The organism is Paenibacillus sp. SEL3, from assembly GCF_054602585.1.
In genome coordinates, this window is the sequence record NZ_CM137725.1 from 3,764,609 (window position 1) to 3,788,928 (window position 24,320).

Below are 24,320 nucleotides of genomic sequence, written 5' to 3' on the forward strand. Positions count from 1 at the left end.
GTGTATCATGTTCCTAAGCAAAATAAAGATTGCGGATAGCCGCGGTACGGAAAGGCGGGGATTGCATGATACAGGCGGTTATTTTTAATCTCGAAAGTACATTGTTAGACCCCGGAGGACGAGGCTTAACCCAGGGAATGCGTGATATTTTCAGATGGAAAGGTATACAGGTAACTGAAGAACAGGTATCTCATGGGCGAGGAATGCCGATCCGGGATCATATTGCGAATGTGCTGGGACTTTCAGAGGTTCGGAAAAAATGGCTGGAGTGCTTTGGTGCGCATCCTGGCAGAGTGGATATTGAGCATATTTATCTTGAGCTTGTCCCTGTTCTCCGCTCCTTGATCCAAGGGGCTGAGCCTGCTATCGGTATAGATAGGGCGCTGCAGGAGTTGCAGGATCGTCGCATTCAGTCAGGAGCCACTGCATCCTGTCCAATGGAGATGCTCAGTCACGTATTTACGCCTGCGCAGTCACCCTATACGCTGGATTGTATGGTTGCCCCTTGTGAAGTTTCGCAGGGGAGACCTTATCCGTGGATGATCTATGAAATTGCACATCGCTTGCAGGTATTTCCGCTGAGCGATATTGTGAAAGTAGGAGATACAGCAGCCGATATGCAAGAAGGACGGAACGCCGGTGTATGGACGATTGGTGTCTTGAACCATAACGAAAGCGTGACGACCGTAGCTCAAACGACCAGCCATGAAGCGGAAGACAGAGTGGCTGAGGAACGGCGCAGACAGAGTGTATATGGTTTGAAAAGAGCAGGAGCCCACATCGTGATGAACTCGGTCGCTGACTTGCCGCGTATTCTGCGTGAAATCGAAATGCTCCAGCATACGGGAGGCTATCCTTCTTACACAAAACAGGTGAAAACAGCGGCGCTACCTCCATCATAAGAACGGGTATGATTCTGGGTTGCTTGAATACACACTTCTAGGTTATATGTATGCACCTACTCGGATAAAGGTGAACTCTGCTCGGCTTTCAAAACATAATAATGGAGCATTCGCTACGTTAGCGAATGCTCCATTTTAGTTTACTTTTTTTGTTTAGTTGAATCGAATCCAGCATCATATTTACTATTCAGCGTTTTTTACCCGGAACTGGTCGGCATGACGCTGCAGATTGTTTGATAGTGTGGTGAGATTGCGGGCTACTTCGGATAGTTCTTTTACCGCTAGGGCCTGTTTCTGAGCGCTTGCTGATACATCTTCTGTCATTCCGGCAGTCTGCTGTGCCGCGCTGGCTGTGTGATTTAAATGTTGATCTACGCTGTGACGTACCTCTTGCATCTCTGCCGTCAACTGAGCCAGATGTGCAGCTAACTCCTCAACTTCCCGTGAAACCTGGGTGACTTTGTCAACAGACTGTAGACATGCTGAAATTTGGGTTTCTTGTTCATTGACGGTCTTTATGTTTTCATCAAATTGATCACCCATTTGCTCAATTTGCTCAACAAAGCTGCTTAAGATTTCGTCGATTTCACGAATCGATATGGCGGATTGTTGGGCAAGTTGCCCCATTTCATGAGCGACCACAGAAAAACCCTTGCCAGCTTCGCCTGCACGTGAGGCTTCAATAGATGCATTGAAGGACAAAATCTGCGTCTGCTTTACGATGCCCTGTACCTGTTGACCGATGTTAGCTGCCTCGCGGGATTTTTCGGTTAACGCGTGGGACATGCGTTGCATCTGCTTGATACGCAGGGCGCTTTCTCGTCCTTTTTCTAATAACAGTTCATGCTCACTGGCTATCTGATTGCGAACCTCATTGAGATGATGGGCTGTATCCGTGAATTGCTGCACATGGCTTCCGACTTCATCCAGCGTTTGTCCTAATCGGTCAGATTGTTGAACTGATTCCACCGCTTGTTCTGCTTGGTTAATAGAGACATCGGCAATTTGCTGGAGCGTACGGGACAGTTCCTCAGTCTGATGGAGTGTCCCCTCCGTTGTCACGACGATATTCTTCGAAGCATGCTGGAGTGTACTTGAACTGCTTTGAATATCCACAATCATATTGGACATGGCCTCCACCATTTTGTTCGTCAATCCGCTGATTTCGCCTAACTGATCATATGTTACTTGCGACGATGTAACCGTAAGGTTGCCGTCGGCTACTTGCTCCAGTGTATTTTTAATAAATCTCACCTGACGCAGTATCCGCCGGGTTACCAGCATCATAGCCGCAATGGAGATGATTAGAATGATGGAGATAACAGGAATAACTAATCGGTAGGCCTCGGGCAAGGTATGTTCGTATACTTCAGTCACAGAGGACAGGGATCTATCGATTCCCAAATAACCAATGATGGTTCCATCAGTATCCTTAATGGGAGTAAAGGAGGAAAACATCGTCCCCCACTCAGGGTCCGTTGTAATATCTGTAGTCACTGTTTCCCCTTGTTTCAATTTCTCTTCCGTTTCTTTAAGGGTAAAACTTACAGGAGTTCCGAATGGACTGTAGTCTTTGTCGTCCCATGCGGCTCCATCTACCGTAATTTTCCACTCATTGCCCACACGGTTGTACATATAGATGTACAGGATTCCAGTTTGCAGCCTGAGCGTATTTAACTCGTTACGAAGTTGTTTATACTCGCTACTTTGCTCCGATGAATCCGTATTTAAGCTCTTGACTGCGGATTTGTCCAATAACTGGGCCGTGTTCTTTGCCAGCGTTTCATTGTTTAGCTGCATGGTTGATAGAGAAGCATTCTGGATAGATTGATTGGTCGTCCACAGAACAATGACGCCAATCACTATTAAAGGAATGAGCAAGATGAAGTAGAGTTTGGATTGTAATCCCATTCTTTTTTTAACGCTTCTTTTCATAATATGCTCCTTACTATGTTTTTTTTACCTTCATATATATCGTGTACAAATAGGAAAATATGAATAGTTATTCAGATGTTTCATGATTTTTTTGCGTATTTGCGTAAATTCTCATGAAAAAAGCCTTAGCCCGGTAAGTACCGAGCTAAGGCTGTATCTTATGACTTACAAATCGTCAAATCCGTTGTCATCTCCGACCTTGCCATAATTGCGTGATTTTGCTTCAAAGAAGTCCGTTTTTGTCGCATTCAGCGCTTCATCTGAGAATGGTTTAATCCAAGGCATACAGTTTACATCTACGCCTTCGTACGCTTTGTCCATACCAAGCAATCTCAGGCGCATATTTGCCATGTATTTGATGTAATCGCTCAGCTCGTTCAGGTCGATGCCGCGAACCTCTTTGAGCGTATAATGCGCCCAATTCGTTTCCAGCTCCACAGCGCGGTCAATCATACGATAGACATAGTCCGTATTTTCCTTGGTATTCAGCTCAGGGAAATCGGACAATAGCTGCTTGAACACTTCGGCAAAGAAGTAGCAATGCTGATTTTCATCACGCTGAATATACGAGATCATTTGGCTGGTTGCCATCATTTTCTGATCACGGGCCAAATTGTAGAAGAAAGCAAATGTACTGTAAAAGAAAATGCCTTCCAAAATCAAATCCGCTACCATCGCTTGGAAAAAGGTTTGCGGGTTCTGCTCATCGCGGAACTCCTGGTAAATGTCCGAGATGAATGTGTTACGCTCCAGCAGGACAGGATCGTTTTTCCAGTATTCAAAAATTTCCTTCTGTTCCTGATCTGACACCAAAGAAGACAGAACGTAGGAGTAGGACTGGTTATGCACCACTTCCTGCTGCCCGATAATCGCTGAAATAGCTTCCAGTGACGAGTCGGTAAAATAGCGTTTTACATCCCCGACAAACATCGTTTGCATCGAATCCAGTACAGCCAGCAGGCCGATGTTAATTTTAAAGGTGCGCTGTTCTTCGGCATCCAGCACAGGGAACTGGGACGCGTCCTTGGACATCGGAATTTCATCTGGAATCCAGTGGTTCAGCAGTAGCACTTTATACAATTTGTACATATGCGGCATTCGAATATCGTTCCAATTCAAAATACCGGAGCTTTCGCCTTCAATAATACGGGTAGAGCGATTTGGCGCTTCCGTGTTAAAAATCTTCTGTAACTGCATGAGAGCTTCTCTCCTTTAGTTTAGGATGCGCAGCTATCACATTCTTCAATCGTCAGTGCGCGGCTGCGTACATAATAGGTCGATTTCATACCTGATTTCCAGGCATGGATGTGCAGCTCTAAAAATTCAGTTGCTTTAATATCAGGCCGTACATACAGGTTAAAGCTTTGGCCCTGGTCAATATGACGCTGACGTGCAGAAGCCATGTTGATCGAAGCGTGTTGATCCAGCAAGAAAGCCGTCTTGTAGTACCAGATAGTTTTTTCGTTCAAGTCCGGTGCAGGGTTAGCAATCTTGTAAGTTGTTTTCTCTTCATAGGAAAGCAGCTCATACAATGGATCAATGCTGGCGGTAGAGCCTGCAATAATAGACGTGGAACCGTTAGGCGCGATGGCGAACAGCCATGCGTTGCGGACACCGTTTTGTTGGACTTCTTCTGCAAGCTCACTCCACTCGGAGGTAGTGACAAATTTGCCTTCGCGTGTACCATCTGTATAGCCACGGGAAGTGAAATAGTGCCCGGTAGACCAGTCAGAGCCCTCGAATTTGGCATAACGGCCTTTTTCTTTCGCTAGCTCCATGCTGGATTTGACGGCCAGGTAGTTAATTTTTTCATACAAATGATCGTTATAGGTTACCGCTTCATCGGATTCCCAACGGATACCTTCCAGTGCGAGTAGATGATGCAGTCCGAATGTACCCAGACCGACAGCGCGATATTGGCTGTTCGTATATTGTGCTTGCAGTACTTCAATGTTGTTGATATCAATAACATTATCCAGCATACGTACCTGAATCGGCACGAGGCGATCCAGCACACCTGCCGGAACCGCACGAGCCAGATGGATGGAGTTCAGGTTGCACACCACAAAGTCGCCAGGAATTTTGGAAATAACGATGCGTGTTTGTCCGTCCTTGGTGACCAATTCTTCTTTTTCCACTACAGTTGCAGATTGGTTTTGCATAATTTCCGTACACAGGTTGGAGGAATACACCATACCATGGGCACGGTTCGGGTTGGCGCGGTTTACCGTATCACGGTAGAACATGTAAGGTGTACCTGTTTCCAGTTGTGACTTCATCAGGCGCTTCATGATGTCGATGGCAGGCACTGTAATACGAGAGAGAATGGGATGCTGTGATGCCTCCTCATACTTTTCGCGGAAGGTACCTGAACCGAAGGTTTCATCATAAAAATCTTCCAGGCCGAGTGGACGACCGTTGTCATCTTTCCAGCCCATTACTTTCTTCACTTCATGCGGACAGAACAGATTCCATTCGCCCCGTGCTTCGACCCGCTCCATGAACAGATCGGGCAGACATACGCCATGGAACACGTCATGTGCACGCATCCGCTCGTCACCGTTGTTCAGCTTCAGGTCAAGGAATGCGAGGATGTCCTTATGGAATACGTCCAGATATACGGCAATTGCACCTTTGCGAGTACCCAATTGGTCTACGCTAACAGCTGTATTGTTCAACTGGCGAATCCACGGAATGACGCCGGAACTTGTATTTTTATGTCCACGGATATCGGAACCACGCGCCCGTACTTTACCGAGGTATACGCCGATGCCGCCGCCCATTTTGCTAAGACGGGCTACATCCGTATTGGAGTCGAAAATACCTTCCAATGAGTCGTCTACGGTGTCGATAAAGCAGCTGGAGAGCTGTCCGGCCACCTTTTTTCCGGCATTGGACATAGTTGGTGTAGCTGCTGTCATGTACATGTTGCTCATCGCCCAGTACGCTTCTTTGACCAGCTCCATCCGCTTGTCGGCAGGCTCTTGGTGCATCAGGTACATCGCGATGATCATGTAGCGTTCTTGAGGCAGTTCCATTACGCGTCCGTCAAAATCGTTGGCCAAATAGCGCTCAGACAGTGTTAACAGCCCGATATAATCGAACAACAGGTCATTTTTCGGCAAAATGGAATCGCCCAACTCATCAATCTGCTCCTTGGTATAGTAGTCGAGCAGTTCTTGACGGTAAATTCCTTTTTGGACCAAATCAGTGATCAGTGGATAAAAAGCGCCGTAAGGCTCGTCCGCATAGGATTTGTAACGGCGGTGAGTAGCCGCTTTTTTATACAAGGAAGTGAGCAAAGCACGTGCAGCGGCAAATTTCCAGTCCGGTTCTTCCTTACTAACCAATTCAAGGGCAGCCATTGCAAACGCGTTGCTAATGTCATCCCCCGTGACTTCGTCCCGGCGCAGCTTGCTAGTTACACCGCGAATGAGTCGATCCTTATCCAGCTTGTCCAGTCCGCTGAGTACACGGTCGGCATATACGGAGATGCGTATTTCGTCAAAAGCCAACTGGCGATTGTTTGGTTTGGTTACGAGTTGTGGCATAGGATTAATTCCTCGCTTTCCTGATTTGGAATCATACTTGGGAATAGGCATGAAAATGATCATGATGAGAAGATAATGGCGAAAAAAGCGATGGTCAGACAGCATTTGGGGGCTGTATGTAATCCAATAACATAGAAATAGCGATGTACCTGCCAATGAAGGGGGAAAAGATGGTTCCCGTACGATTTATCGGCTACATCACTATATTTAGACGTGTTATGAATATTTAACCCAACATATTGTGTGTAAAAACTTAAAATTTCAAATAAGTGCAAGGAGTATTATAGCAACATTCGAAGCCATACGTAAAGGAAAAGGAATGGAAAATCAAAATATACAGAGAAGTCGCGGGCTGTATTTGAATTGAGACAGTTTGAACGGTACAATGAATGATAAAGATGTTTCCTACAGAAACAAGCAGCATACATATGAACTTTTTTTGTGAAATAAGGCTGCTCGCTCTATAGACTGAAATTTTAGATTTTTAAAGAAGCGATGATTTTAATTTTAGGGAGGAACCTGGCGATGGCTATTGCAGAAGTGACAGTGATCCCGATTGGAACGGGGAGTACAAGCCTGAGCGACTACGTTGCCCAGATGCAAAAAGTGTTGAAGACGCAAAAAGGAATTACCTATGAGCTTACCTCCATGAGTACGATTATTGAAGGTTCGTTGGACGATGTATTCACCGCCATCGCTGCGCTGCACGAAGCACCATTCCTGTCAGGAGCGAAGCGTGTTTCCACCTCGGTCAAAATTGATGATCGCCGTGACAAGCCTTCCTCCAGTCACCAAAAGCTCCGCTCTGTAGCAGAGAAACTATCTGGCACCGTGACAGGAAATGTTACCGAACTAAATCCAAATCCTAGTTGAAAAAGTTGATGTAAGTGATTGATTTTTATGTAACTAAGAGTATAATAGTTTTTGTTGTCAGTTACACTGACCTGCTGGTGTAGCTCAGGGGTAGAGCAACGCACTCGTAATGCGTAGGCCGGGGGTTCAATTCCCTTCACCAGCATAGCTATCAACTCAAGCACAGCGCGGCTTCCAAGCTTTTTGGAGGACGCGCTTTTTTTGTTGGAGTGAGCATTTTTCTACCATTTTTCTAACCCTTTAATCTAGTAAAGTGGGTTTTTCAGTGCTAATACTCTCACCTGTAATTGAATCGCCAATGTTTTTTAACACCGCCTCTTGGAGATTCGGAAGAACATGTGAATAGGTATCCAGAGTTACATTGATAGACGAATGTCCAAGTTGCTCTTGAACGTTCTTCGGATGAATACCAGCTTTGAGAAGTAAGGTTGGTTATTTTTACACTTTCAGGATTATGCGGTTCCAGAAATTAAAGCAGCATTTTTAAATCTTATTGTTAATGTGCCGGATAAGCTTTTAACCACCATCATAGCATTCACCCTCAAGTTACCATTGGAGGATTTTAAAGCACAAGCTCTGCTAACCTTATGGTTGGCAGAGCTTGTTCGTTATCGGAACTCCGTATTTGTTTTCGCAGCTCCTATCGTTAGATACGCTTAATTTATTTCATTATATCGTTCGACTGCCTTGCTTAGCTTATAATTGAAATTCTCAGGTGTGCCATCCGTAGTGTTCAGGAACTGGCCGTTCAGGTCAGAATCAGATACAGGTTCCTTCTTATTGATGCGTTCAATAATTTTTGAAGCAGCCGCTTTTGCCTCAGTGGCTGAGTCAACATAGTTCCTGATACTGAAGCTGTTAATCCCTTCTTTTTGAACTCGATTCTTGTCTTTTGAGATTGTCATGAGCGCACTTAGATCTGCGGTCATAATGTCGTATTTGGCTTTAAACTTCGTCATATCAAGCTGCAGCACATTGTCGGCGGTGATACCCTGCTCATCCATTTCAATGGCCGTAGCCTCGGCATCTATCATGAACTTCAAGGCATTATACCTGATCTGCTGGTCTGAATCCTTGAGTTTTTGCAGTTCAGCCAGACGCTGCTCGTTACCCAATTTTTGCATAGCCGTGAAGTATTGTTTGGAGACAGTCTCGTAAGCGAGATTGGCACTTACCAGCTTGGTATGCAGCTGTTTTCCTTTTGCGAAGTCATCATCCACGTAGCCTTTTGTATCATAGTAGGCTTTCATCTCGTCCAGGACGGACAACAGATCATTGATGACCGGTGTCAGTTTGATCACTACGGGATCTGCGTTCGCAAAAGCAGGTTGGCTTGCGGTATAGCCGTTCGCTTTATCAATAACTTCCCGCTCAGTTTCAGCAACGCCGAGCATGATGAAGCTGAAGTTCTTCTCGATTACAGGCTGTGTATCCACTCCGAACTTCTCGAAATAATGAACCAGAACCTCATTGATTCTGCCTGTCATCAAGTTATTCAGCCTCACATACGCATTGTATTTTTCGATTTCTTTGCTCTCGCCGGACGTAACGCCTGCAGTCGCTTGATCCACGGTGGATGTAATGGCAGAACAAGCGGACAACATTGCACCCAACATAATAATGGAAATAAAGAATGATAGCTTTCTCAAAATAGTGATTCCCCCGACTGAGTAATTTAACGTGCTCTTCTTTTGTAAGATGTCTGAATAGGAGAGAGAACAACTGACCTTTTCCGGGCGATTAAATTCCCTCTTCGCCGCATACCAATGTTAATTGTAAAACGATCTATTCAATTTTAAATTTATTTGGTGAATAGGTCTTGAGACTTGAGTAGCATAATTTTATAAATTTCTTTGTTGTTGACGATTGCTCTGCCAACTTCCTAAATGCTTGTATTCCTCTGGTCTCAGTTAAAGAGACTGACGACGATACTCAACACTGGATTAGCTTGTTCAAAAGTTGGGCAGAAGGTAATACTTACGTATATAAACTGTTGTCAGGAGATATAAGTGTGCTTCAAGATTATGTTGAATATATTGCAGCAACATCCGCCACTAACGAGAATGAGAAAATCTCAAAACTGTTGAATGTTATAATTTCAGCAAACCAATATAGTATAGATGTAGAAGGTATACTTCAGCAATTTGAAGCCGAAATAAATGCTTTTGCACAACAGCAACTATCATCAGATGATATGTATACCCAACAAGTGATACCGGATTATATCGCGTGGTTTGGTTACGAGTTATCTTATTATTATTTACATCGAGGTTCTTACATTGATGGTTTTAAACATTTGATGTATTCATTAGTAAGTTATCATACACTAAATAATGAGACTTGTTTTATAAACTGTTTGGGTTTGTTTTTACATTTTCGGGATTATGCGACTCCTGAAACCAAAGCAGCATTTTTAAATTTTATGGAAAAGGTGTGGATGACCAATGTTGAAAAAAATGGTACTGCTAATCATCGCGGCTAGCTTTTTGTTTATTGTTACTGTGCCGGATCAAGCCCTTAACCACCACAATAGTATTCAGCCTTACGTTACCATCGGAGGTGCTTAAACGTAACAAAACCAATCCCCGCTAACCTTAACTGGTCGGCGGGGATTTTTGTTGAACAATCTAAGGGGAACAGTATGTTGAGGAATCGTACTGGAAATTTAGGCTTTAACTGGTTCAGGTCTTTTTAATTGAAGAGGGGGAGGTATTAGCCAACCCTTTTCTTTATTCATTTTTAAAATACGAACTCCCAAAGCAGTTTTAGTTAGATGATATTTCGCAAATAAAGCCCCGATGTCTTCTCTAATGGATTGACCCATAGCTTGGCTGCAAGATGTCAATCCTACAGAGGTATCTAATGCGATTTTAGCTGCGATTTCGGGATCAGTAAACCTTGCACCAACCGGGATATCCTCAAGTTTCACAGGGGGTCTTTCAGGCAAAATAGGAGCTGGGGCAATCCCATTATCAGTAAGCATTGCGTCGCATTCTTGGATTTCCAGTTTAGCTTGATCAATAAGATCATCCAGTATTTTTTTGAGTTCTTTGTCTCCTGCGTGGTTTAAACATGCTTGGTAAAATGAAACGCTGCCTTTCGCTAACGCTGAAAACTGCCATACACTATAAACTTCTCCGTAATGCATGGGCTCGTCTTTTGGATTCCCGCTTAGGATACCCATTATAAAAACCACTCCTTTTTAATTTTAATGATGTACGAATTTATGATTCCCAGTAGTGAAGATTTAATGTGTGTATAAGAAATAAGTTCAATTGGCATGCTAAATACATTAAAAAATTGATTGCAAACACAAATTTAAAGGAGTGGTTTAGGTATGTTGAAAAAAATGAAGATAATGGCTGTTGTTGCATTAATGATTTCAAGCTTTGGAGCGGCAGTAGCATTTGCTGAAAACAGTCAAAACAATATGGCCACAAACGACAATGGTAGAACACAAATGCTAACTACTACTAATAATAATGATAACGATAATAATAATAATTGGGGGTGGCTTGGCCTGTTGGGATTAATTGGCTTGGCAGGTTTAAAACGTCGCGAGCCTGAAAACCACAGTAAAAGATAATCGTAAACAACAACTCAAAAACAACTAAACAATCCCCGCTAACCATACTTGGTCAGCGGGGATTGTTTACTTTTAGATTCAACACACCGATCACCGAATAGCTATTAAGATTAACTAATCTTATTTTTCCGTGATCAATGTGAATTTAGAGTAAATGAAAGGACTCCGCTAATATATTGCCATAAGAGTCTTTATTTGATTACTCACTTACTTAAAACGTCAGAGTATCTTTACTGTTTTATGGAGTAGTGGGTAATGCAGTTTCCTTCTCTTCGTTATTTTTAACTTTTCTTGTTACTTTCTTAGTTCTCCGTCTAAGAATGACGAACATATAAACTATAGCAATCAAAAATGACTTTATATAGAAAATGTCATCTAATTGTTGATAATAGAAAGACAAAACCAAAATAAAAGTAAAGACAGAGACAATAATCCTTACCGCCAGATGATGAATAAATTTTATAAATTTACTATGTTCATTACTTTTTTGAAGATCAATTATTAAGTATAGTACAAAAACAGGTATGGCAATCGAAGCTCCTTTTAATATATCCTCTATTGATTGTGATCTAACTGTAATAAATATTAGATACGACAATGCAAGCGTGCCAAAAGTAATAAAGGAAGTGACGACATTTTTAAAATTTAAGAATCCTAATAACCATCGTACCAGTACTTTGAAAGGATATAATATAAGAATTAGTGCAAACAAGCCCATGAATACTTCTATCATATATTCCATTCTAACTCTCCTTATGTTATTTAGAACTTAATTCTATACACTTACTATTTTCATTTATTAAATGTTCTCATATATCCACATCGGTTGTGGTATTTGCTTTTTATCTGCCATACATATTATCGGTATTTCCTGTTATTTTCTTTCATTATTTGTTCCATTGAAACAATTTTCTAACTAATGTGATAATGCATATCTTGAGAGTTTTTAGCAGCAATTAGAATTCTTAAGAGTGGAACCAAGTCAAAGATCATCATTCTGCTAGATACAAAGATAAGTATTTTAGAAACCATTAAGGCAACTGTCTCGTCTTGTTACTACTTGAGCGCGCATGGCTCCCACAATGATGGAAAGCTGTAGATAATCACTAATCCTCTGTATAAAATTTCGGATATTTCAACCATAATAAGACAGCCTGTTTTATTCCAAACGTACAGAGGAGTAGATAAAATTGAAAAACAAATGGCTGTTGCCGTTAACCTTGGCGCTCGTTTTTAGCATAACTCCGTTAGTATCGCGCAAGCGAAGGTAGGGGAGGAAAAGGGTTCTGCTTGCCTAAGTTCCAAAATGGTGCAACTGAAAGGCGATATGCAGAAGGTATGGATCGACCATACGATATGGACGAGGAACTATATTGTCAGCGCCATATCTAATCTTCAAGATCAGAAGGACGTATTGGACCGGCTTTTACGGAACCAGCAGGATATAGGCAATCTGATCAAGCCTTATTATGGGGAAGCCGCTGGTAATAAGCTGGCTGATCTCCTGAGGGAGCATATTCTGATCGCAGGCAAAATTGTAGCGGCTGCCAAAGCGGGCAATCAGGCGGATGTGAAAAAGCTAGAGGCGGATTGGCATACAAACGCCGACGATATCGCCAAATTTTTAAGTGATGCGAATCCGAACTGGCAGTTTAAAACGTTACAAGATATGCTGTATACGCACCTTCAGTTGATTACGGAATTAGTCCTTGACTATACCAAAGGAGATTGGAGAGCGGGGATTGCAGCAACCGACAAAAACGAGATCCATGTGATTCATTTAGCGGACATTCTGACAGAAGGCATTGTCAAACAGTTTCCTGAAAAATTTTAAGTGAGCGCTATAGACGCTGCAAAGCAGATTAGCTTTCTATAAATACCCCAAAGGGTGGCTATGGAAAGCTTTTTTTACCGAGAAGCCGCCTCAAAATATATTTCAATACATATACTTGGAGCATGAACATTCGAAGAAATAGTTTTCGAGAAAAATAGGGAAGTTGGCTTTTATGCAAAATAATATTTTCTAATTTTAAAATGTAGAATGGAGGGAACTTCTTGTGCCACGAGCTTCAGTTATACTGCCAGTTTATAACACTGTGTCCTTTGTTTGGGAAGCAATCCACAGTATATTAGCTCAAACCTATTCCGATTTTGAATTGATTATTATTGATGATGGCTCAACAGATGGATCCGCTTTTGTTATTTCACAAATAACAGATCCTAGAGTGGTTAAAATATTCCATAGTACCAATCAAGGTTTGGTTGCTACTTTAAACGAGGGATTCAATAGGGCAACTGGTGAATATATCGTTCGTATGGATAGCGATGATATTTCTACGCCAGATCGATTGGATGTGCAAATATCATTCATGGATCAAAATCCCTTAATTGATGTATGTGGTGCTGCTTTTACTACTTCTAGTGGAGGGGCACTTAAGGTGAATCCGGCTAGTCATGAAGAAATTAGAACATGGTTGTTATTTCATTGCTGTATCTGCCATCCTGCTACAATAATACGCAATAGCATGATACATCGGCTAAACATTCAATATGATAGTAGTTATCCTCATGCCGAAGACTACGAACTGTGGAACCGATTAGCCTCTCAGGTACAAATAGCAAACCTCCCTATAAGCTTATTGTATTATCGTCAACATAAAGGACAAGTGTCCATTCAGCACAGAGCCATACAAGACGACACCGCTCGGAGAATTCGACAAAGACAGTTTAGCCAGTTGGGCTTGGAATTATCAGATGAAGAGAACCAGATGATGCTGAATATTCTTGAGTTTAAAATTAATCCCTATGATTATAATTGCTACACTAAAGCTGTGGGATTTGCAAATTGGGTGTTGGATCAAAACCGTAAGTATCAGATTTACAATCAGGAACTATTAAGCATGGCTTTTTCGCGGTGTATATCTCATCTTCCATATTAACAAAGATATCAGCACGCGATCGGAAAGTATCCTAATATTCCGCTGGCATGCGTAAATGGAGTGCTTTTTATGTTTACCTGAATGCCCGGTCATAAAACATATTTACACATATATTAAGATGAAGACAAATAAAGGAGGGCTAAAGCTATGAGCGGATGTGCAGGTGCAGCTGTTTGCGGTGTGTGGACTTCTACAGCGGCTATTTTGGTGCTCTATATCCTCTTGGTTATCATCCTTAAATCATGTTGGGTTTAATTTTGCGAAAAGAATTGTATGATAATGACCCATCAATCAAGTTGAACGACCTTCTTTCATTCTGTCCGAAATTAGATTAGATAAAAAGCACTGCTAACCTTATGGGTCGGCAGTGCTTTTTGCATTTGAACAATTTTCTAATCACTTTATCTAGCCGGATAGAGTCCCTCTCGTTGTGTATTTAGTTGAATACTCGCTTAAGGGCTTGCATGATTAAAATTTATTGATTTTCTTTCGTGAGAAAAGAAGCTGCTAACAGTGTAGTATTCGTATAGCCACCTGAAATATTTTCATATGAAAAATTAGCGATAGGAACTCCAATAACTGTAGCAACGTCTCCTTCAAAAATTTCCCCACTTGCTCCCGGATAAACTGCCATTACTGTATTATCATTTTCATCACTAATATAAACGATAGCCGTTGTTCCTATAGGAATGTTATCTTCTTCTATATCTATTACATCGCCGCTTATTTTTACAAATTTGTTTAAGTATAAGTTCAAATTTTTATTTAAGTGTTTTGTTGTTACGGATTTGTCTACTAGATTAATGACTTTGCTTTTATCTGTGGAAGGAAATAAGTCACTGTTTTTAGCAATGAAGTCATAAGACGTTTGTTCCATAGAAGCTTGATCTTCTGTTAACATGGGGGTTCCATCTTTCATGAATTCAGCAAATAAATATTGTTTATCTGTGACCTGATTTGTAGAAGCTTGCTGAGCAGTATTTTCATTGCTTGCTGTTTGTTCAGTAGCAAAGGATGTACTTGAAGACCCAGACCTTGTCGTTGCTTCTTTGAAATTGCTTCCACAAGCTGTTAGAGCTACAGAAAGTAGAGCAATGAATAGAGCTTTTTTTAACATGACGAATTCTCCTGTGAGTATCCTCATCGGTTGAGGTAGTTGCTCATTTTATCTTGTTACCTTTATTATCGAATATTAATGTTGAATACATAAGCAAAGCACAGCTTCCAGGCTTTTTGGAAGCCGTGCTTTTTTTGTTTAAAAAACGATTTGCAAACTTTTAGTCTAGAAAAAATGTATCGTCCAGTATAGCAATTTAGGCGTGATTTTGAGATTAAGTAAATATAAAGAAGGACTTCATCGGCAAGTTAGCCGACATGAAGCCCTTCATCATGCTTATTTAGTTGAATATTCGCTTACTTCAAATGTGAGAATTTTGTTGAAGATTACGTAGTCTTTGCGATTGCTGAATGGACCTTTGTTGTTATTGTGCTTGTCAATGGCAAAGAAAGAAGCACCTCTACCAGCATCTTTAGCGTCATACCAAGCGATGAAGGCATTCAGTTCTTTTTTACTCAAATCGAATTCTTTATCAAACCCATTGTCCATGGTTACAGTGAGAATGGCACGATCACCAGTTGGTTGGGAGGCCCCATCTGTATCCGACGGATCGGGCTTAGTGGACGGATCCGGTGTAGTAGACGGATCGGGCTTAGTGGATGGATCCGGTGTAGTAGACGGATCGGGCTTAGTGGATGGATCCGGTGTAGTAGACGGGTCAGGCTTTGTAGATGGATCAGGTGTTGTAGATGTATCCGAATCTTGATAAGGTAAAAATCCTTCAGGGACTGGATATTTAAATTGGCTAGCACCGAAATTAGCTTGAAAGGATTTATATCCATTTTCCCCAGCCATAACCATCGGGAATACTTGTGATCCACCGAGTTGAGATGGTTTTGCAGTATTAGAACCTTGCCAAACTCCATTTTTGTACCAAGAAATTGTGTCGTTATCCATGTCCAACGCTAAACCAATAGTATCCTTCTGCGCAAAAGTTTTACCATATTTAGTTCTTGTTATATCAGAAGATATTTTAGTTAAAATTTGACCGTCATACCCATAGTAACTATGATACTTCCATTTATCTGATGTATTAGTACCTGATTCACTTGTTATACCAATTAATGATATACTTGGTATATCTGGATTTCCATCAACTACATTTACTTCCCAGTACCACTTCCCACTGGTTTTTCCTACAGTTGCTTTATCTCCTTGACCTCCATTCCCTAGTTTTGCTAATAAAGAACCATTCGACCAAGTCACGTTACTAGTCTCAGCTTTTGTAACAGTAGGGAACAATGAGAACACCGAAACCCCAATGAGAAGGGCTAACACTATTGTTCCTAGTTTTTTGAATATAATATTTTTCATGACTTCCTCCTAAATATATGTAATAACAAGTGAATTATAGAACTGGATTGGGAGAATTGTCCAAACATTAAATGATATATATTCAAATATGAGTATTATTATGGAATTTAATTTGTTAACTTCAGAATTAGACTAATATGAGGCGTGGGATTCGATAATCATAATAACCTGGCATATCCCATATGACTAAGTAAGTGCTTTTTGCTCACATAGAGGAGGGATATGATTGGATGCATTCGTAGCGCGCTCATTAGATGAAATACGATTTTGGTCGAGGATTATGAAGGAGCATTCCTTTTTTCTGGGGTTAGGTTTTAGAGCGGAAGATACTCAACTTAAAACAGAAGCCAATCAGTTTTACGCTATTTTCGAGGATATCGAGAAAAGGTCGCATGAATTTAATAACAAGGCAGATCCTTATACAATCAAAGAGTTTAATACGGAAGTTCAGAATGCGGCGACGAATATTTGGGCATTTAAGAGGATGGTACTGGGCCTTATATTACAATGCAAGCTTCCTGGACAAACCAATTTTCCTTTACTGGTAGATCACGTAAGTCGGGAAGCAAATTATTTCAGAAACCGTTTAGGAGAACTGAATTCAGGAACACTTGAACCCTTACCTGATGCTATTATTGACGAAAATGTATTTTTCTTAAAAATCATGGCCGATCACGCAAAATTTATAGGCCATTTACTTGATCCATCCGAACGTAAACTGGTTGAACAAGCTAGGGAGTTTAGTAATGATTTTGATATGCTAATGTTTCAAGCGATTGACCTAAGTCATATGCGGCCACAGTCACAAACCGTTCCACTCCTGAGTCAATTTGTTGATGAGAACCGTGTCTCTGTGAAGTCCTTGCGTGATTTTAAAAAAACAGCGCGTGATTTAATCGACGAGTGCCGAATAAAAAGCATTATCCATCCTTTATTAGCCGATCATGTATTTCGTGAAGCTGAGAGGTTTCTTTTTATTCTCGATATGTTTGATCAATCCTTATCAGGTGTTAAGGTGAATAAGAGAGAAATCATGCACTGAGAGAGCCCAGCCAAAAGAACACAGTTTCTGTAAAATATCCAGTGGAAATAAAGCTTTAGACTGAACAAAAAATCAAACAGCGGCGGACCAAGACTTGAAAAATAAAGTCTTAGACAGCCGCTGTTGTCATCCAACTAACGTGTATGAGCATATAGAAAATCCAATATGTCAGCATTAAGTCCCCTATGGAAATGTTCGCGATCAAAGCCGGGAGGGTCTTGCGATGGGAGAAAGGCTGGAGTCCTCATCGATTTCGGGAAAGGACTCAGAAAGGAGAAATGTCCGGCGTTTTTTACTGTTTTGTATTGTACCTTCTTAGGGTCCAGCACGCCATCCAATATTATACGCGCGTGTAAAGAAGGAGTGTACTGATCCTTCTCTGCATCCATCATTAAGATAGGTAGATTAACCGTACGCAAGCTATCTTCAGCTCGAAACCAGACCGACGCTGGCGCTAGTAAAACGAGGCATTTTACTCGGTAATCTGGTGTAACCTCTATAAGCTGGGGCTTTCCGTCCGAGGTCTCGTGAGGAAAAGAAGTCGGCACGCCACCTGCCGCTGCTAATACCGTATAACCACCCATGGAATGTCCAATGAGCGACACAGCATTCTGTATCAAATTGTCCTTGAACAGCATACTATCGAAAAACCAATCGGTGGCCATATTAAGATGTCTAGGTCTATAGATAAGATTCTGGGCAGTCCCTTCCAGACTATTATCATTTCGATTGTTAAATGGATGCTCTGGAATGCCGACAATAAAACCATTACGTGCTAAATACTGCGCCAAAATCCGATACACAAGCGGTGTACTGCCAGTACCGTGAGAGATGATAACCAAAGGGAACCTTCCTTCCGATGGCCCTGCCTCTCTCGCCAACTCTAACTGGTATGGACCCAATCGCTCTATTTGTTCGGGTTCGTCCGTTGGATACATTACCATCATGGGAAATGTAATGCCTAGAGAGGAATCCTTTATTTCTACTTCTCGCCATCCTGCATAACTATTCTTAAATTCTGCGTTTCTTATCATCCACTATACTCTTCCTTTCTCGAAATTTTTGTTTAACTATCCCCCCTGCCCGTTGCTTAATGCAATAATAGACAGCTACGGAGTGCATACGCCCCATCTCCGATCAGCTTCAATTTTTCTTGTTCACTTCTAATTATTGCTATATATTCAAATCCAAGTATCATTGGCTGCCGTTAATTCTGACTCTGCTCCTCCAGTATTTACCACTCCCCTCGGCTCTACTAGCATGATATGGCACTCCTCATGGGCGAAAGGTTTATGTTCGACCCCCTTAGGTACAATAAACATCTCTCCCTGAGAAACTTGTACCCGTCCATCTCTAAAATCAATGAACATCTCACCTTCAAGTACAATAAAGACCTCGTCGGTATCCTGATGATCATGCCATACAAAATCCCCAACTATTTTCACCAATTTAAATTGATAGTCATTCATTTCACCAATAACTTTCGGAGACCAATGATCACTAAACTTAGATAACTTTTCATTCAGTTTGATGGATTGATACTTCATAATAACCTCCTTTTAAACTAGATATCCTCAGATGGATTTATAATCGCCAAAACCTGGTGATCCTCCCATTTCCCGTTGATCTTTACGTTACTTCGAGAGATGCCTTCTTTGTGAAAGCCAGCCTTCTCAAGCACACGTATGGATCCTGGATTCTGGGGAGAGGCTTCCCCGAAGATCCGGTGAAACTTTAGCTCATCGAAGGCATAGTGAACCACTTGCTTCACCGCCTCCGTCGTATAACCCTTTCCGTTATATGCTTGGTCTAGACTGTATCCGATCATACAGCTCTGAAGCGGTCCTCTCACCACAAAAGATAGGCTTATGCTGCCTATAATCCGGTCGTCCTCCTTGTGGCATACCACGAAGGAATATTTCCGGTCTTCCATCATGTCGGCCTTGCTTTTAATAATCGTCTGGAGCTGGTGCTCCTCCGTATAGTACTTCTCTTGGTTGTTTGGCGAAAACTTCTCAAAGAATTCTCGATTGCGCTTGTACATTGCTGCCAACTCTGCGGCGTCCGTCTCCTCAGAGAACCGGATGTATACTCGCTGCTCCGACATCTGCACCATCCTTCCAAACTGTAATATTGAAAGAATTATATCACAGGATGAAGATTGGGAAATTGATTTGATGAATGGTGTATATCAGGCAGCATTCCTTTGAATGTTAACTAAAAATATATACCGTAATTATTGGATTGGATATAATGTTTTCTAAAAAAGGAGGATATATTGTAATGAATAATGCTTACGAAGTGCTTGAGGAGCGTATATCCGAATGGGGAATCTCTAATGAGGAAATTATTGCGGTTTATATCGTTGGGTCCCGGGCAAGAGAGGACAAGCCTTTTGATGAGTTTTCTGACTTGGATGTAGTCGTCTTTTCAACGAATCCAGATTACTATCTTCAAAATGATCAATGGTTACTAAACATCGGCAAAGTTTGGACCAGCTTTATGTTTCGAACGGCAAAAGGGGATCCGGAAAAACTCGTTCTCTTTGACCAAGGGGCTGAGGTTGATTTTCTATTCCGTCATATTTCTGATCTGGATCATATAATCAAAAATGGACGTATTCCTGAAGGATTTCAGCGGGGGGTCAGGATGCTGCTCGATAAGACGGGGAATGGAAATCAAATCATTTCTCAAACCACAACGATCCCGGATACTCCTCTAATATCTGAAGGTGCTTATCTACAGGTTGTTAACATGTATTGCTTCGCCTCTCTATATGTGGCTAAACAAATTTTGCGTAATGATCTGTGGGTAGCTAAGCAAAGAGATATGGACTGTAAACAATTATTGCTGCAAATGATAGAGTGGCATGCAAAAGCTGTACATGGATCGGAATATGATACTTGGCATGCAGGGAAATTCATGAATGAATGGGCTGATCAAGATGTTGTTACTGATTTGAAGAAATCTTTTGGGAAATACGATTCCAATCATAGTTGGGAAGCATTGGTCGTATCCTTAAAGTTGTTCAAACGATTATCCTCGGAAGTGGCAGCTAAGTATAAATACGCGTATCCGGATGAATTATTTTCCCATATTCAAAACTGGTTAGGGGGACAATATGATAAGCATAGATAAAAAGTCGAGCACCCTAATTGTTGTACTGCATGAGATTTATGGGATTAACAAGCATATACAAAATTTTTGTAGCCTATTATCAGATCAGGGTTATGACGTCATTTGTCCAAATTTACTAGGCAAAGAAACGCCTTATGACTATTCGCAAGAGGAAAGTGCCTATACCAATTTTATAGAAAATATAGGATTTGAACGCTCTTTCTATCATATCGAAAGTTTATTATTAAGTATTCGAGCTCGCTATAAAAAGGTATTTATCGTCGGCTTTAGCATAGGGGCAACGGTTGCCTGGCTGTGTAGTCAAGAAAAGTATGTTGATGGAATTGTAGGATACTATGGCTCTCGCATTAGGAATTATTTAGAAATAACTCCACATTGTCCAACACTGCTTTTTTTCCCACAGGAAGAACCATCATTTAATGTGGATGAGCTTATTTCAATTTTAGATAACCGTAATATCCGGGTACATAAATTCAGCGGACAGCACGGATTCAGTGATCCGTACTCTCCCCGATATAACGTACATTCGGCTCAGCAATCATTTAACGAAACGGTAGAGTTCTTCAAGAGAGGTTGATCAATGAACAGCTTCATCCAGCCCACACCTGTTTCATTACTCTGGGGAAACGCACAGTCTTGATATGCGGATTAGTCATATGTATACACATCATTGACTATGAAAAGGAGACGTATGTGGCTGTGGCTACCTTTTTTTCATAATACCATTCAACCTTCTCCGGCAGATGGGGCAAAAGCGGCGGATCAGAGCGGGAAAGCTTCTTAATTTATCCTGCTTACTACGACAGGAGTTAACTTTCAGGACTCCGCCATTGCTATTGCCCAATTCAAACAGTCTGCTTGATTTGAGGTAATGCGAAAAATAAAAGGACTCTGATGATCTAGTCGACCTCTATCGAAAATATCTCTTTAAAACCTCTTTTACCCTCGGCTGTAATACGTATCGCTCGGGTTGTAGGCAGACGCTCGATCCAATGTAATTCGAATAATCTGTCCAGAATAGCACTTCCTAAAGCACCTGCAAGGTGATGACGTCGTTCACTCCAATCCAGGCATTTATGTGAGAAGGAGCGGCGCTTTTGTCTTGTTTTTGTAAGGTCAATCTGAAAGTCAGTGAAGAAAGTCTCTCCTTGGTCCGTAATATGAAGCCCGTCCTGATCCTCGGAAAGAATCCCCCTTTGCATGAAAAAACTCATGATTTGTACGCCTAATTGACCCGCAACATGATCGTAGCAAGTTCTTGCCAACCGTATGGCCTCGTTTTCGGAGGCTTGTTTGAATGACTTGATTGGAACAGGTGGAGCTATGGATAAAAATGACTCCATCACCCGGGCAACTTCGGGGTCTTGAATGCCATAGTAACGGTGACGCCCTTGTTTTTCCACAGTAACGACGTGTGCCTCGGTCATTTTAGCCAGATGGAAGCTGGCCGTTTGCGGTTTGATGCCTGCCATATGGGCCAATTCACTTGCCGTGTGGAACCTGCCGTCTAATAAAGCGGTGAGTATAGCTGCACGGGAAGGCTCGCTGACAAGAGAAGCAATCATGGCTACATTTGACTTGGTGCTCATGGCACGGTTATCCCCCTTTGTAATCCATACTTCGATGAAGATTGAAATATTTATATTTTACAATAGGGAGGTAGATCTGAATAGAAGGAGAAGAGATGATGAACCCAACAAATCAGATGAATGAGATGAATCATACCCCAAACGTTAAAACGATTAACCCTAGCATTTTATATTACGGAACCCCTGTAATTTTACTCAATACGGTGAATGAGGATGGAACGACCAATATTAGCCCGATTTCCTCCTCGTGGGCATTAGGAGATTGTGTGGTACTAGGCATTGGAACAGGTGGCAAAGCATTAGAAAATATGGAGCGGCATCCCGAATGTGTAATCAATGTTCCGGGACCTTCCATGTGGGAAAATGTAGAACGTTTGGCTCCTTATACAGGTAAGAATCCTGTTCCAGCGGAAAAAAAGGAACATGGATTTATGTACCATAAAGATAAGTATGAGATCAGCGGACTCACTTCGATTGAGTCGAATAGGGTCAAGCCTGCCCGAATTAGGGAGTGCCCTATTCAAATTGAAGCCAAGGTGAGGGATGTAAGAATTCCTGACCATTCTCCTTATTTTGCTATCGTCGAAACTCAAGCCATACAGGTGCATGTTCATCAGGATATCATCCTCGGCGAGAACCATATTGATCCGACAAAGTGGAGTCCGCTCATCTATAATTTCCGCCATTATTTTGGTCTGGGTGAGCATTTGGGCAAAACCTTTCGATCCGAAACCTGATGCTTTAAATAAAATGATAATATCCTACCTGAATAATGAGAATTATCTTCCCAAATCGTTCTTTTTGTGCGAGAATAATTGAAAAATCATCCATGAGTACGTATACAGGAAGAGACGATTCATACAGCACGTATAACAAGGGAGGAAATAATCATGTCAGAAGAACGCAAGCTGTCATTCGAAACTCTCGCTGTCCATGCCGGACAAGAGATTGATCCTACTACCTTTTCCCGCGCCGTTCCGTTGTACCAAACCACTTCATATGGATTTCGGGATGCCGAGCATGCGGCTGATTTGTTCTCGCTGAAAGAATTCGGCAACATTTATACGCGTCTGATGAATCCGACCACGGATGTGTTCGAGCAACGGATTGCCGCACTGGAAGGCGGGGCTGGCGCGTTGGCCACAGCTTCGGGAATGGCGGCGATTTCCTTCTCCATTCTGAACATTGCGGGAGCTGGAGATGAAATTGTATCAGCCTCCAGCCTGTATGGCGGTACATATAATCTGTTTTCTACCACACTGCCCAAATTGGGTATTAAGGTGCATTTTGTCGATTCGGATGATCCAGAGAATTTCCACCATGCCATTACGGATAAAACGAAGGCCATCTTTGCCGAAACGATTGGCAATCCACAGGGCAATGTGCTGGATGTGGAAGCAGTAGCGGCGATTGCGCACGAATATGGTATTCCGCTGATTGTGGATAACACGTTCCCAAGTCCTTACTTATTGCGTCCTATTGAATACGGAGCGGACATTGTCGTGCATTCGGCAACGAAGTTTATTGGCGGACACGGTACGTCTATTGGTGGGGTGATCGTGGACAGCGGCAAGTTTGACTGGAAAGCGAGTGGTCGTTTCCCGGGGCTGACTGAGCCGGACCCGAGCTACCACGGAGTTGTTTACACCGAGGCGGTGGGACCTATCGCATATATTATCAAGGCACGGGTGCAATTGCTACGGGACTTGGGAGCTGCCATTTCTCCGTTCAATTCATGGCTGCTGCTTCAAGGCTTGGAGACACTTCATCTGCGGCTGGAAAGACATAGTCAAAATGCCTTGAAGGTAGCGCAATATCTCGAAGGCCACAAGGATGTGGAGTGGGTAAGCTACACCGGGTTGCCGAGCCACCCGTCCTACGCATTAGCTCAAAAGTATTTGCCGAAAGGACAAGGAGCAATCCTGACCTTTGGTATTAAAGGTGGAAGCCAGGCGGGAAGCAAGCTAATTGCGAATGTAAAGCTATTTTCTCATTTGGCGAATGTAGGTGATTCCAAGTCTTTGATTATTCATCCGGCAAGCACAACGCACCAGCAGTTGAATGAGGAAGAACAGGTTGCTGCCGGAGTCAAACCGGAGCTGTTACGCCTATCTGTCGGGACAGAAGCAATAGACGATATATTGTATGATCTGGAGCAGGCGATCGCGGCCAGCCAGCAGTAGTAGCAGTAGACTCTTCTTAGACTAAGTGTGACAGAGCATTCGTGTAGCATCGCAAGTGATTTTTCGACCCAGATCGGTATTCGTTCAGGGTTGATCAGGCGGGGGGCAACCTCCGTCTTTTTTTGCGTGTTGACAACATACCCCCATAGGT

The 24,320-nt window shown here is 42.2% G+C and carries 22 protein-coding genes, 1 tRNA gene and 3 pseudogenes; 13 read left to right on the forward strand and 13 right to left on the reverse strand.

The features are described 5' to 3' along the window. Positions 1–65 precede the first annotated feature (65 nt). Entirely contained in the window at positions 66–902 is an 837-nt protein-coding gene (locus ACYCS5_RS17350; protein WP_029517887.1) for an HAD hydrolase-like protein, read from the forward strand. A 183-nt stretch (positions 903–1,085) separates the two neighbouring features. On the opposite strand, the gene ACYCS5_RS17355 is transcribed toward ACYCS5_RS17350, so the two are convergent. The 3 genes from ACYCS5_RS17355 to ACYCS5_RS17365 form a co-directional block, all read right to left on the reverse strand. Further along, a complete protein-coding gene (locus tag ACYCS5_RS17355) occupies positions 1,086–2,837 on the reverse strand; it encodes a methyl-accepting chemotaxis protein (protein ID WP_459759844.1) in 1,752 nt (583 codons plus the stop codon). A 165-nt stretch (positions 2,838–3,002) separates the two neighbouring features. Further along, complete coding sequence (locus ACYCS5_RS17360) at positions 3,003–4,034, reverse strand: ribonucleotide-diphosphate reductase subunit beta (protein WP_029517885.1); 1,032 nt, start codon at positions 4,032–4,034, stop codon at positions 3,003–3,005. A 20-nt stretch (positions 4,035–4,054) separates the two neighbouring features. Further along, positions 4,055–6,388 carry a ribonucleoside-diphosphate reductase subunit alpha gene (locus tag ACYCS5_RS17365; protein WP_029517884.1) on the reverse strand — a complete coding sequence of 778 codons (2,334 nt, stop codon included), beginning with the start codon at positions 6,386–6,388 and terminating at the stop codon, positions 4,055–4,057. A gap of 525 nt (positions 6,389–6,913) precedes the next feature. On the opposite strand from ACYCS5_RS17365, the gene ACYCS5_RS17370 reads away from it, so the two are divergent. Both ACYCS5_RS17370 and ACYCS5_RS17375 read left to right on the forward strand, forming a co-directional pair. Next, positions 6,914–7,261, forward strand: coding sequence for an MTH1187 family thiamine-binding protein (locus tag ACYCS5_RS17370; RefSeq protein WP_029517883.1), 348 nt, complete (start codon positions 6,914–6,916; stop codon positions 7,259–7,261). A 73-nt stretch (positions 7,262–7,334) separates the two neighbouring features. Next, positions 7,335–7,406: transfer RNA gene (locus ACYCS5_RS17375), tRNA-Thr, on the forward strand. Between the two features lie 95 nt (positions 7,407–7,501). Here ACYCS5_RS17375 and ACYCS5_RS17380 read toward each other — a convergent pair. Beyond that, positions 7,502–7,690 (reverse strand): annotated as a pseudogene (locus ACYCS5_RS17380) (tyrosine-type recombinase/integrase); the annotation flags it as partial. A gap of 227 nt (positions 7,691–7,917) precedes the next feature. Continuing rightward, positions 7,918–8,910: a YiiG family protein gene (locus ACYCS5_RS17385; RefSeq protein WP_029516023.1), complete on the reverse strand. Its 993-nt coding sequence runs from the start codon at positions 8,908–8,910 to the stop codon at positions 7,918–7,920. A gap of 260 nt (positions 8,911–9,170) precedes the next feature. Between ACYCS5_RS17385 and ACYCS5_RS17390 the strand changes: the two are divergent. Beyond that, positions 9,171–9,743 (forward strand): annotated as a pseudogene (locus ACYCS5_RS17390) (transcriptional regulator); the annotation flags it as partial. A gap of 183 nt (positions 9,744–9,926) precedes the next feature. On the opposite strand, the gene ACYCS5_RS17395 reads toward ACYCS5_RS17390, so the two are convergent. Beyond that, on the reverse strand, positions 9,927–10,445 hold the full coding sequence (locus ACYCS5_RS17395) for a DUF3231 family protein (protein ID WP_029516021.1): 519 nt from the start codon (positions 10,443–10,445) through the stop codon (positions 9,927–9,929). Between the two features lie 153 nt (positions 10,446–10,598). Between ACYCS5_RS17395 and ACYCS5_RS17400 the strand changes: the two genes are divergently transcribed. Next, complete coding sequence (locus ACYCS5_RS17400; RefSeq protein WP_340931250.1) at positions 10,599–10,847, forward strand: WGxxGxxG family protein; 249 nt, start codon at positions 10,599–10,601, stop codon at positions 10,845–10,847. Between the two features lie 238 nt (positions 10,848–11,085). Here ACYCS5_RS17400 and ACYCS5_RS17405 read toward each other — a convergent pair whose 3' ends face one another. Then, the gene (locus tag ACYCS5_RS17405; RefSeq protein ID WP_069010791.1) at positions 11,086–11,589 is read right to left on the reverse strand and encodes a hypothetical protein; all 504 of its coding nucleotides are present in this window, start codon (positions 11,587–11,589) and stop codon (positions 11,086–11,088) included. Between the two features lie 448 nt (positions 11,590–12,037). On the opposite strand from ACYCS5_RS17405, the pseudogene ACYCS5_RS17410 reads away from it, so the two are divergent. The 3 genes and pseudogenes from ACYCS5_RS17410 to ACYCS5_RS17420 all read left to right on the forward strand — a co-directional run bounded on the left by ACYCS5_RS17410 (position 12,038) and on the right by ACYCS5_RS17420 (position 14,041). Beyond that, positions 12,038–12,681: pseudogene (locus tag ACYCS5_RS17410) on the forward strand (glycosyltransferase). A gap of 223 nt (positions 12,682–12,904) precedes the next feature. Continuing rightward, the gene (locus ACYCS5_RS17415; RefSeq protein ID WP_342445482.1) at positions 12,905–13,786 is read left to right on the forward strand and encodes a glycosyltransferase family 2 protein; all 882 of its coding nucleotides are present in this window, start codon (positions 12,905–12,907) and stop codon (positions 13,784–13,786) included. A gap of 147 nt (positions 13,787–13,933) precedes the next feature. Continuing rightward, positions 13,934–14,041, forward strand: a complete 108-nt coding sequence (locus tag ACYCS5_RS17420) for a hypothetical protein (protein ID WP_023986758.1) — start codon at positions 13,934–13,936, stop codon at positions 14,039–14,041. A 220-nt stretch (positions 14,042–14,261) separates the two neighbouring features. Here ACYCS5_RS17420 and ACYCS5_RS17425 read toward each other — a convergent pair whose 3' ends face one another. Both ACYCS5_RS17425 and ACYCS5_RS17430 read right to left on the reverse strand, forming a co-directional pair. Continuing rightward, the gene (locus ACYCS5_RS17425) at positions 14,262–14,903 is read right to left on the reverse strand and encodes a hypothetical protein (protein ID WP_069010792.1); all 642 of its coding nucleotides are present in this window, start codon (positions 14,901–14,903) and stop codon (positions 14,262–14,264) included. Between the two features lie 276 nt (positions 14,904–15,179). Continuing rightward, positions 15,180–16,217 carry an SPRY domain-containing protein gene (locus ACYCS5_RS17430; RefSeq protein ID WP_459759845.1) on the reverse strand — a complete coding sequence of 346 codons (1,038 nt, stop codon included), beginning with the start codon at positions 16,215–16,217 and terminating at the stop codon, positions 15,180–15,182. Positions 16,218–16,443: 226 nt separating this feature from the next. On the opposite strand from ACYCS5_RS17430, the gene ACYCS5_RS17435 reads away from it, so the two are divergent. Beyond that, on the forward strand, positions 16,444–17,259 hold the full coding sequence (locus ACYCS5_RS17435) for a DUF2935 domain-containing protein (RefSeq protein WP_165148032.1): 816 nt from the start codon (positions 16,444–16,446) through the stop codon (positions 17,257–17,259). Between the two features lie 134 nt (positions 17,260–17,393). Here the strand turns inward: ACYCS5_RS17435 and ACYCS5_RS17440 are convergent, their stop codons facing one another. The 3 genes from ACYCS5_RS17440 to ACYCS5_RS17450 all read right to left on the reverse strand — a co-directional run bounded on the left by ACYCS5_RS17440 (position 17,394) and on the right by ACYCS5_RS17450 (position 19,366). Next, complete coding sequence (locus ACYCS5_RS17440) at positions 17,394–18,293, reverse strand: alpha/beta hydrolase family protein (RefSeq protein WP_069010794.1); 900 nt, start codon at positions 18,291–18,293, stop codon at positions 17,394–17,396. A 147-nt stretch (positions 18,294–18,440) separates the two neighbouring features. Continuing rightward, positions 18,441–18,806: a cupin domain-containing protein gene (locus ACYCS5_RS17445; RefSeq protein ID WP_039270324.1), complete on the reverse strand. Its 366-nt coding sequence runs from the start codon at positions 18,804–18,806 to the stop codon at positions 18,441–18,443. 17 nt (positions 18,807–18,823) lie between these two features. Next, entirely contained in the window at positions 18,824–19,366 is a 543-nt protein-coding gene (locus ACYCS5_RS17450) for a GNAT family N-acetyltransferase (protein ID WP_080658582.1), read from the reverse strand. Between the two features lie 146 nt (positions 19,367–19,512). On the opposite strand from ACYCS5_RS17450, the gene ACYCS5_RS17455 reads away from it, so the two are divergent. Further along, positions 19,513–20,397, forward strand: coding sequence for an aminoglycoside 6-adenylyltransferase (locus tag ACYCS5_RS17455; RefSeq protein ID WP_459759846.1), 885 nt, complete (start codon positions 19,513–19,515; stop codon positions 20,395–20,397). Beyond that, complete coding sequence (locus ACYCS5_RS17460) at positions 20,381–20,974, forward strand: dienelactone hydrolase family protein (RefSeq protein WP_459759847.1); 594 nt, start codon at positions 20,381–20,383, stop codon at positions 20,972–20,974. Before ACYCS5_RS17455 ends, ACYCS5_RS17460 begins: the two co-directional genes overlap by 17 nt. Positions 20,975–21,296: 322 nt before the next feature. Here ACYCS5_RS17460 and ACYCS5_RS17465 read toward each other — a convergent pair whose 3' ends face one another. Then, positions 21,297–21,986, reverse strand: coding sequence for an ArsR/SmtB family transcription factor (locus tag ACYCS5_RS17465; RefSeq protein WP_459759848.1), 690 nt, complete (start codon positions 21,984–21,986; stop codon positions 21,297–21,299). 98 nt (positions 21,987–22,084) lie between these two features. Here ACYCS5_RS17465 and ACYCS5_RS17470 point away from each other — a divergent pair, with 98 nt between their 5' ends. Together ACYCS5_RS17470 and ACYCS5_RS17475 are read left to right on the forward strand one after the other, a co-directional pair. Further along, on the forward strand, positions 22,085–22,723 hold the full coding sequence (locus ACYCS5_RS17470; protein ID WP_165148038.1) for a flavin reductase family protein: 639 nt from the start codon (positions 22,085–22,087) through the stop codon (positions 22,721–22,723). A 153-nt stretch (positions 22,724–22,876) separates the two neighbouring features. Beyond that, positions 22,877–24,169, forward strand: a complete 1,293-nt coding sequence (locus ACYCS5_RS17475; protein ID WP_459759849.1) for a homocysteine synthase — start codon at positions 22,877–22,879, stop codon at positions 24,167–24,169. Positions 24,170–24,320 lie beyond the last annotated feature (151 nt).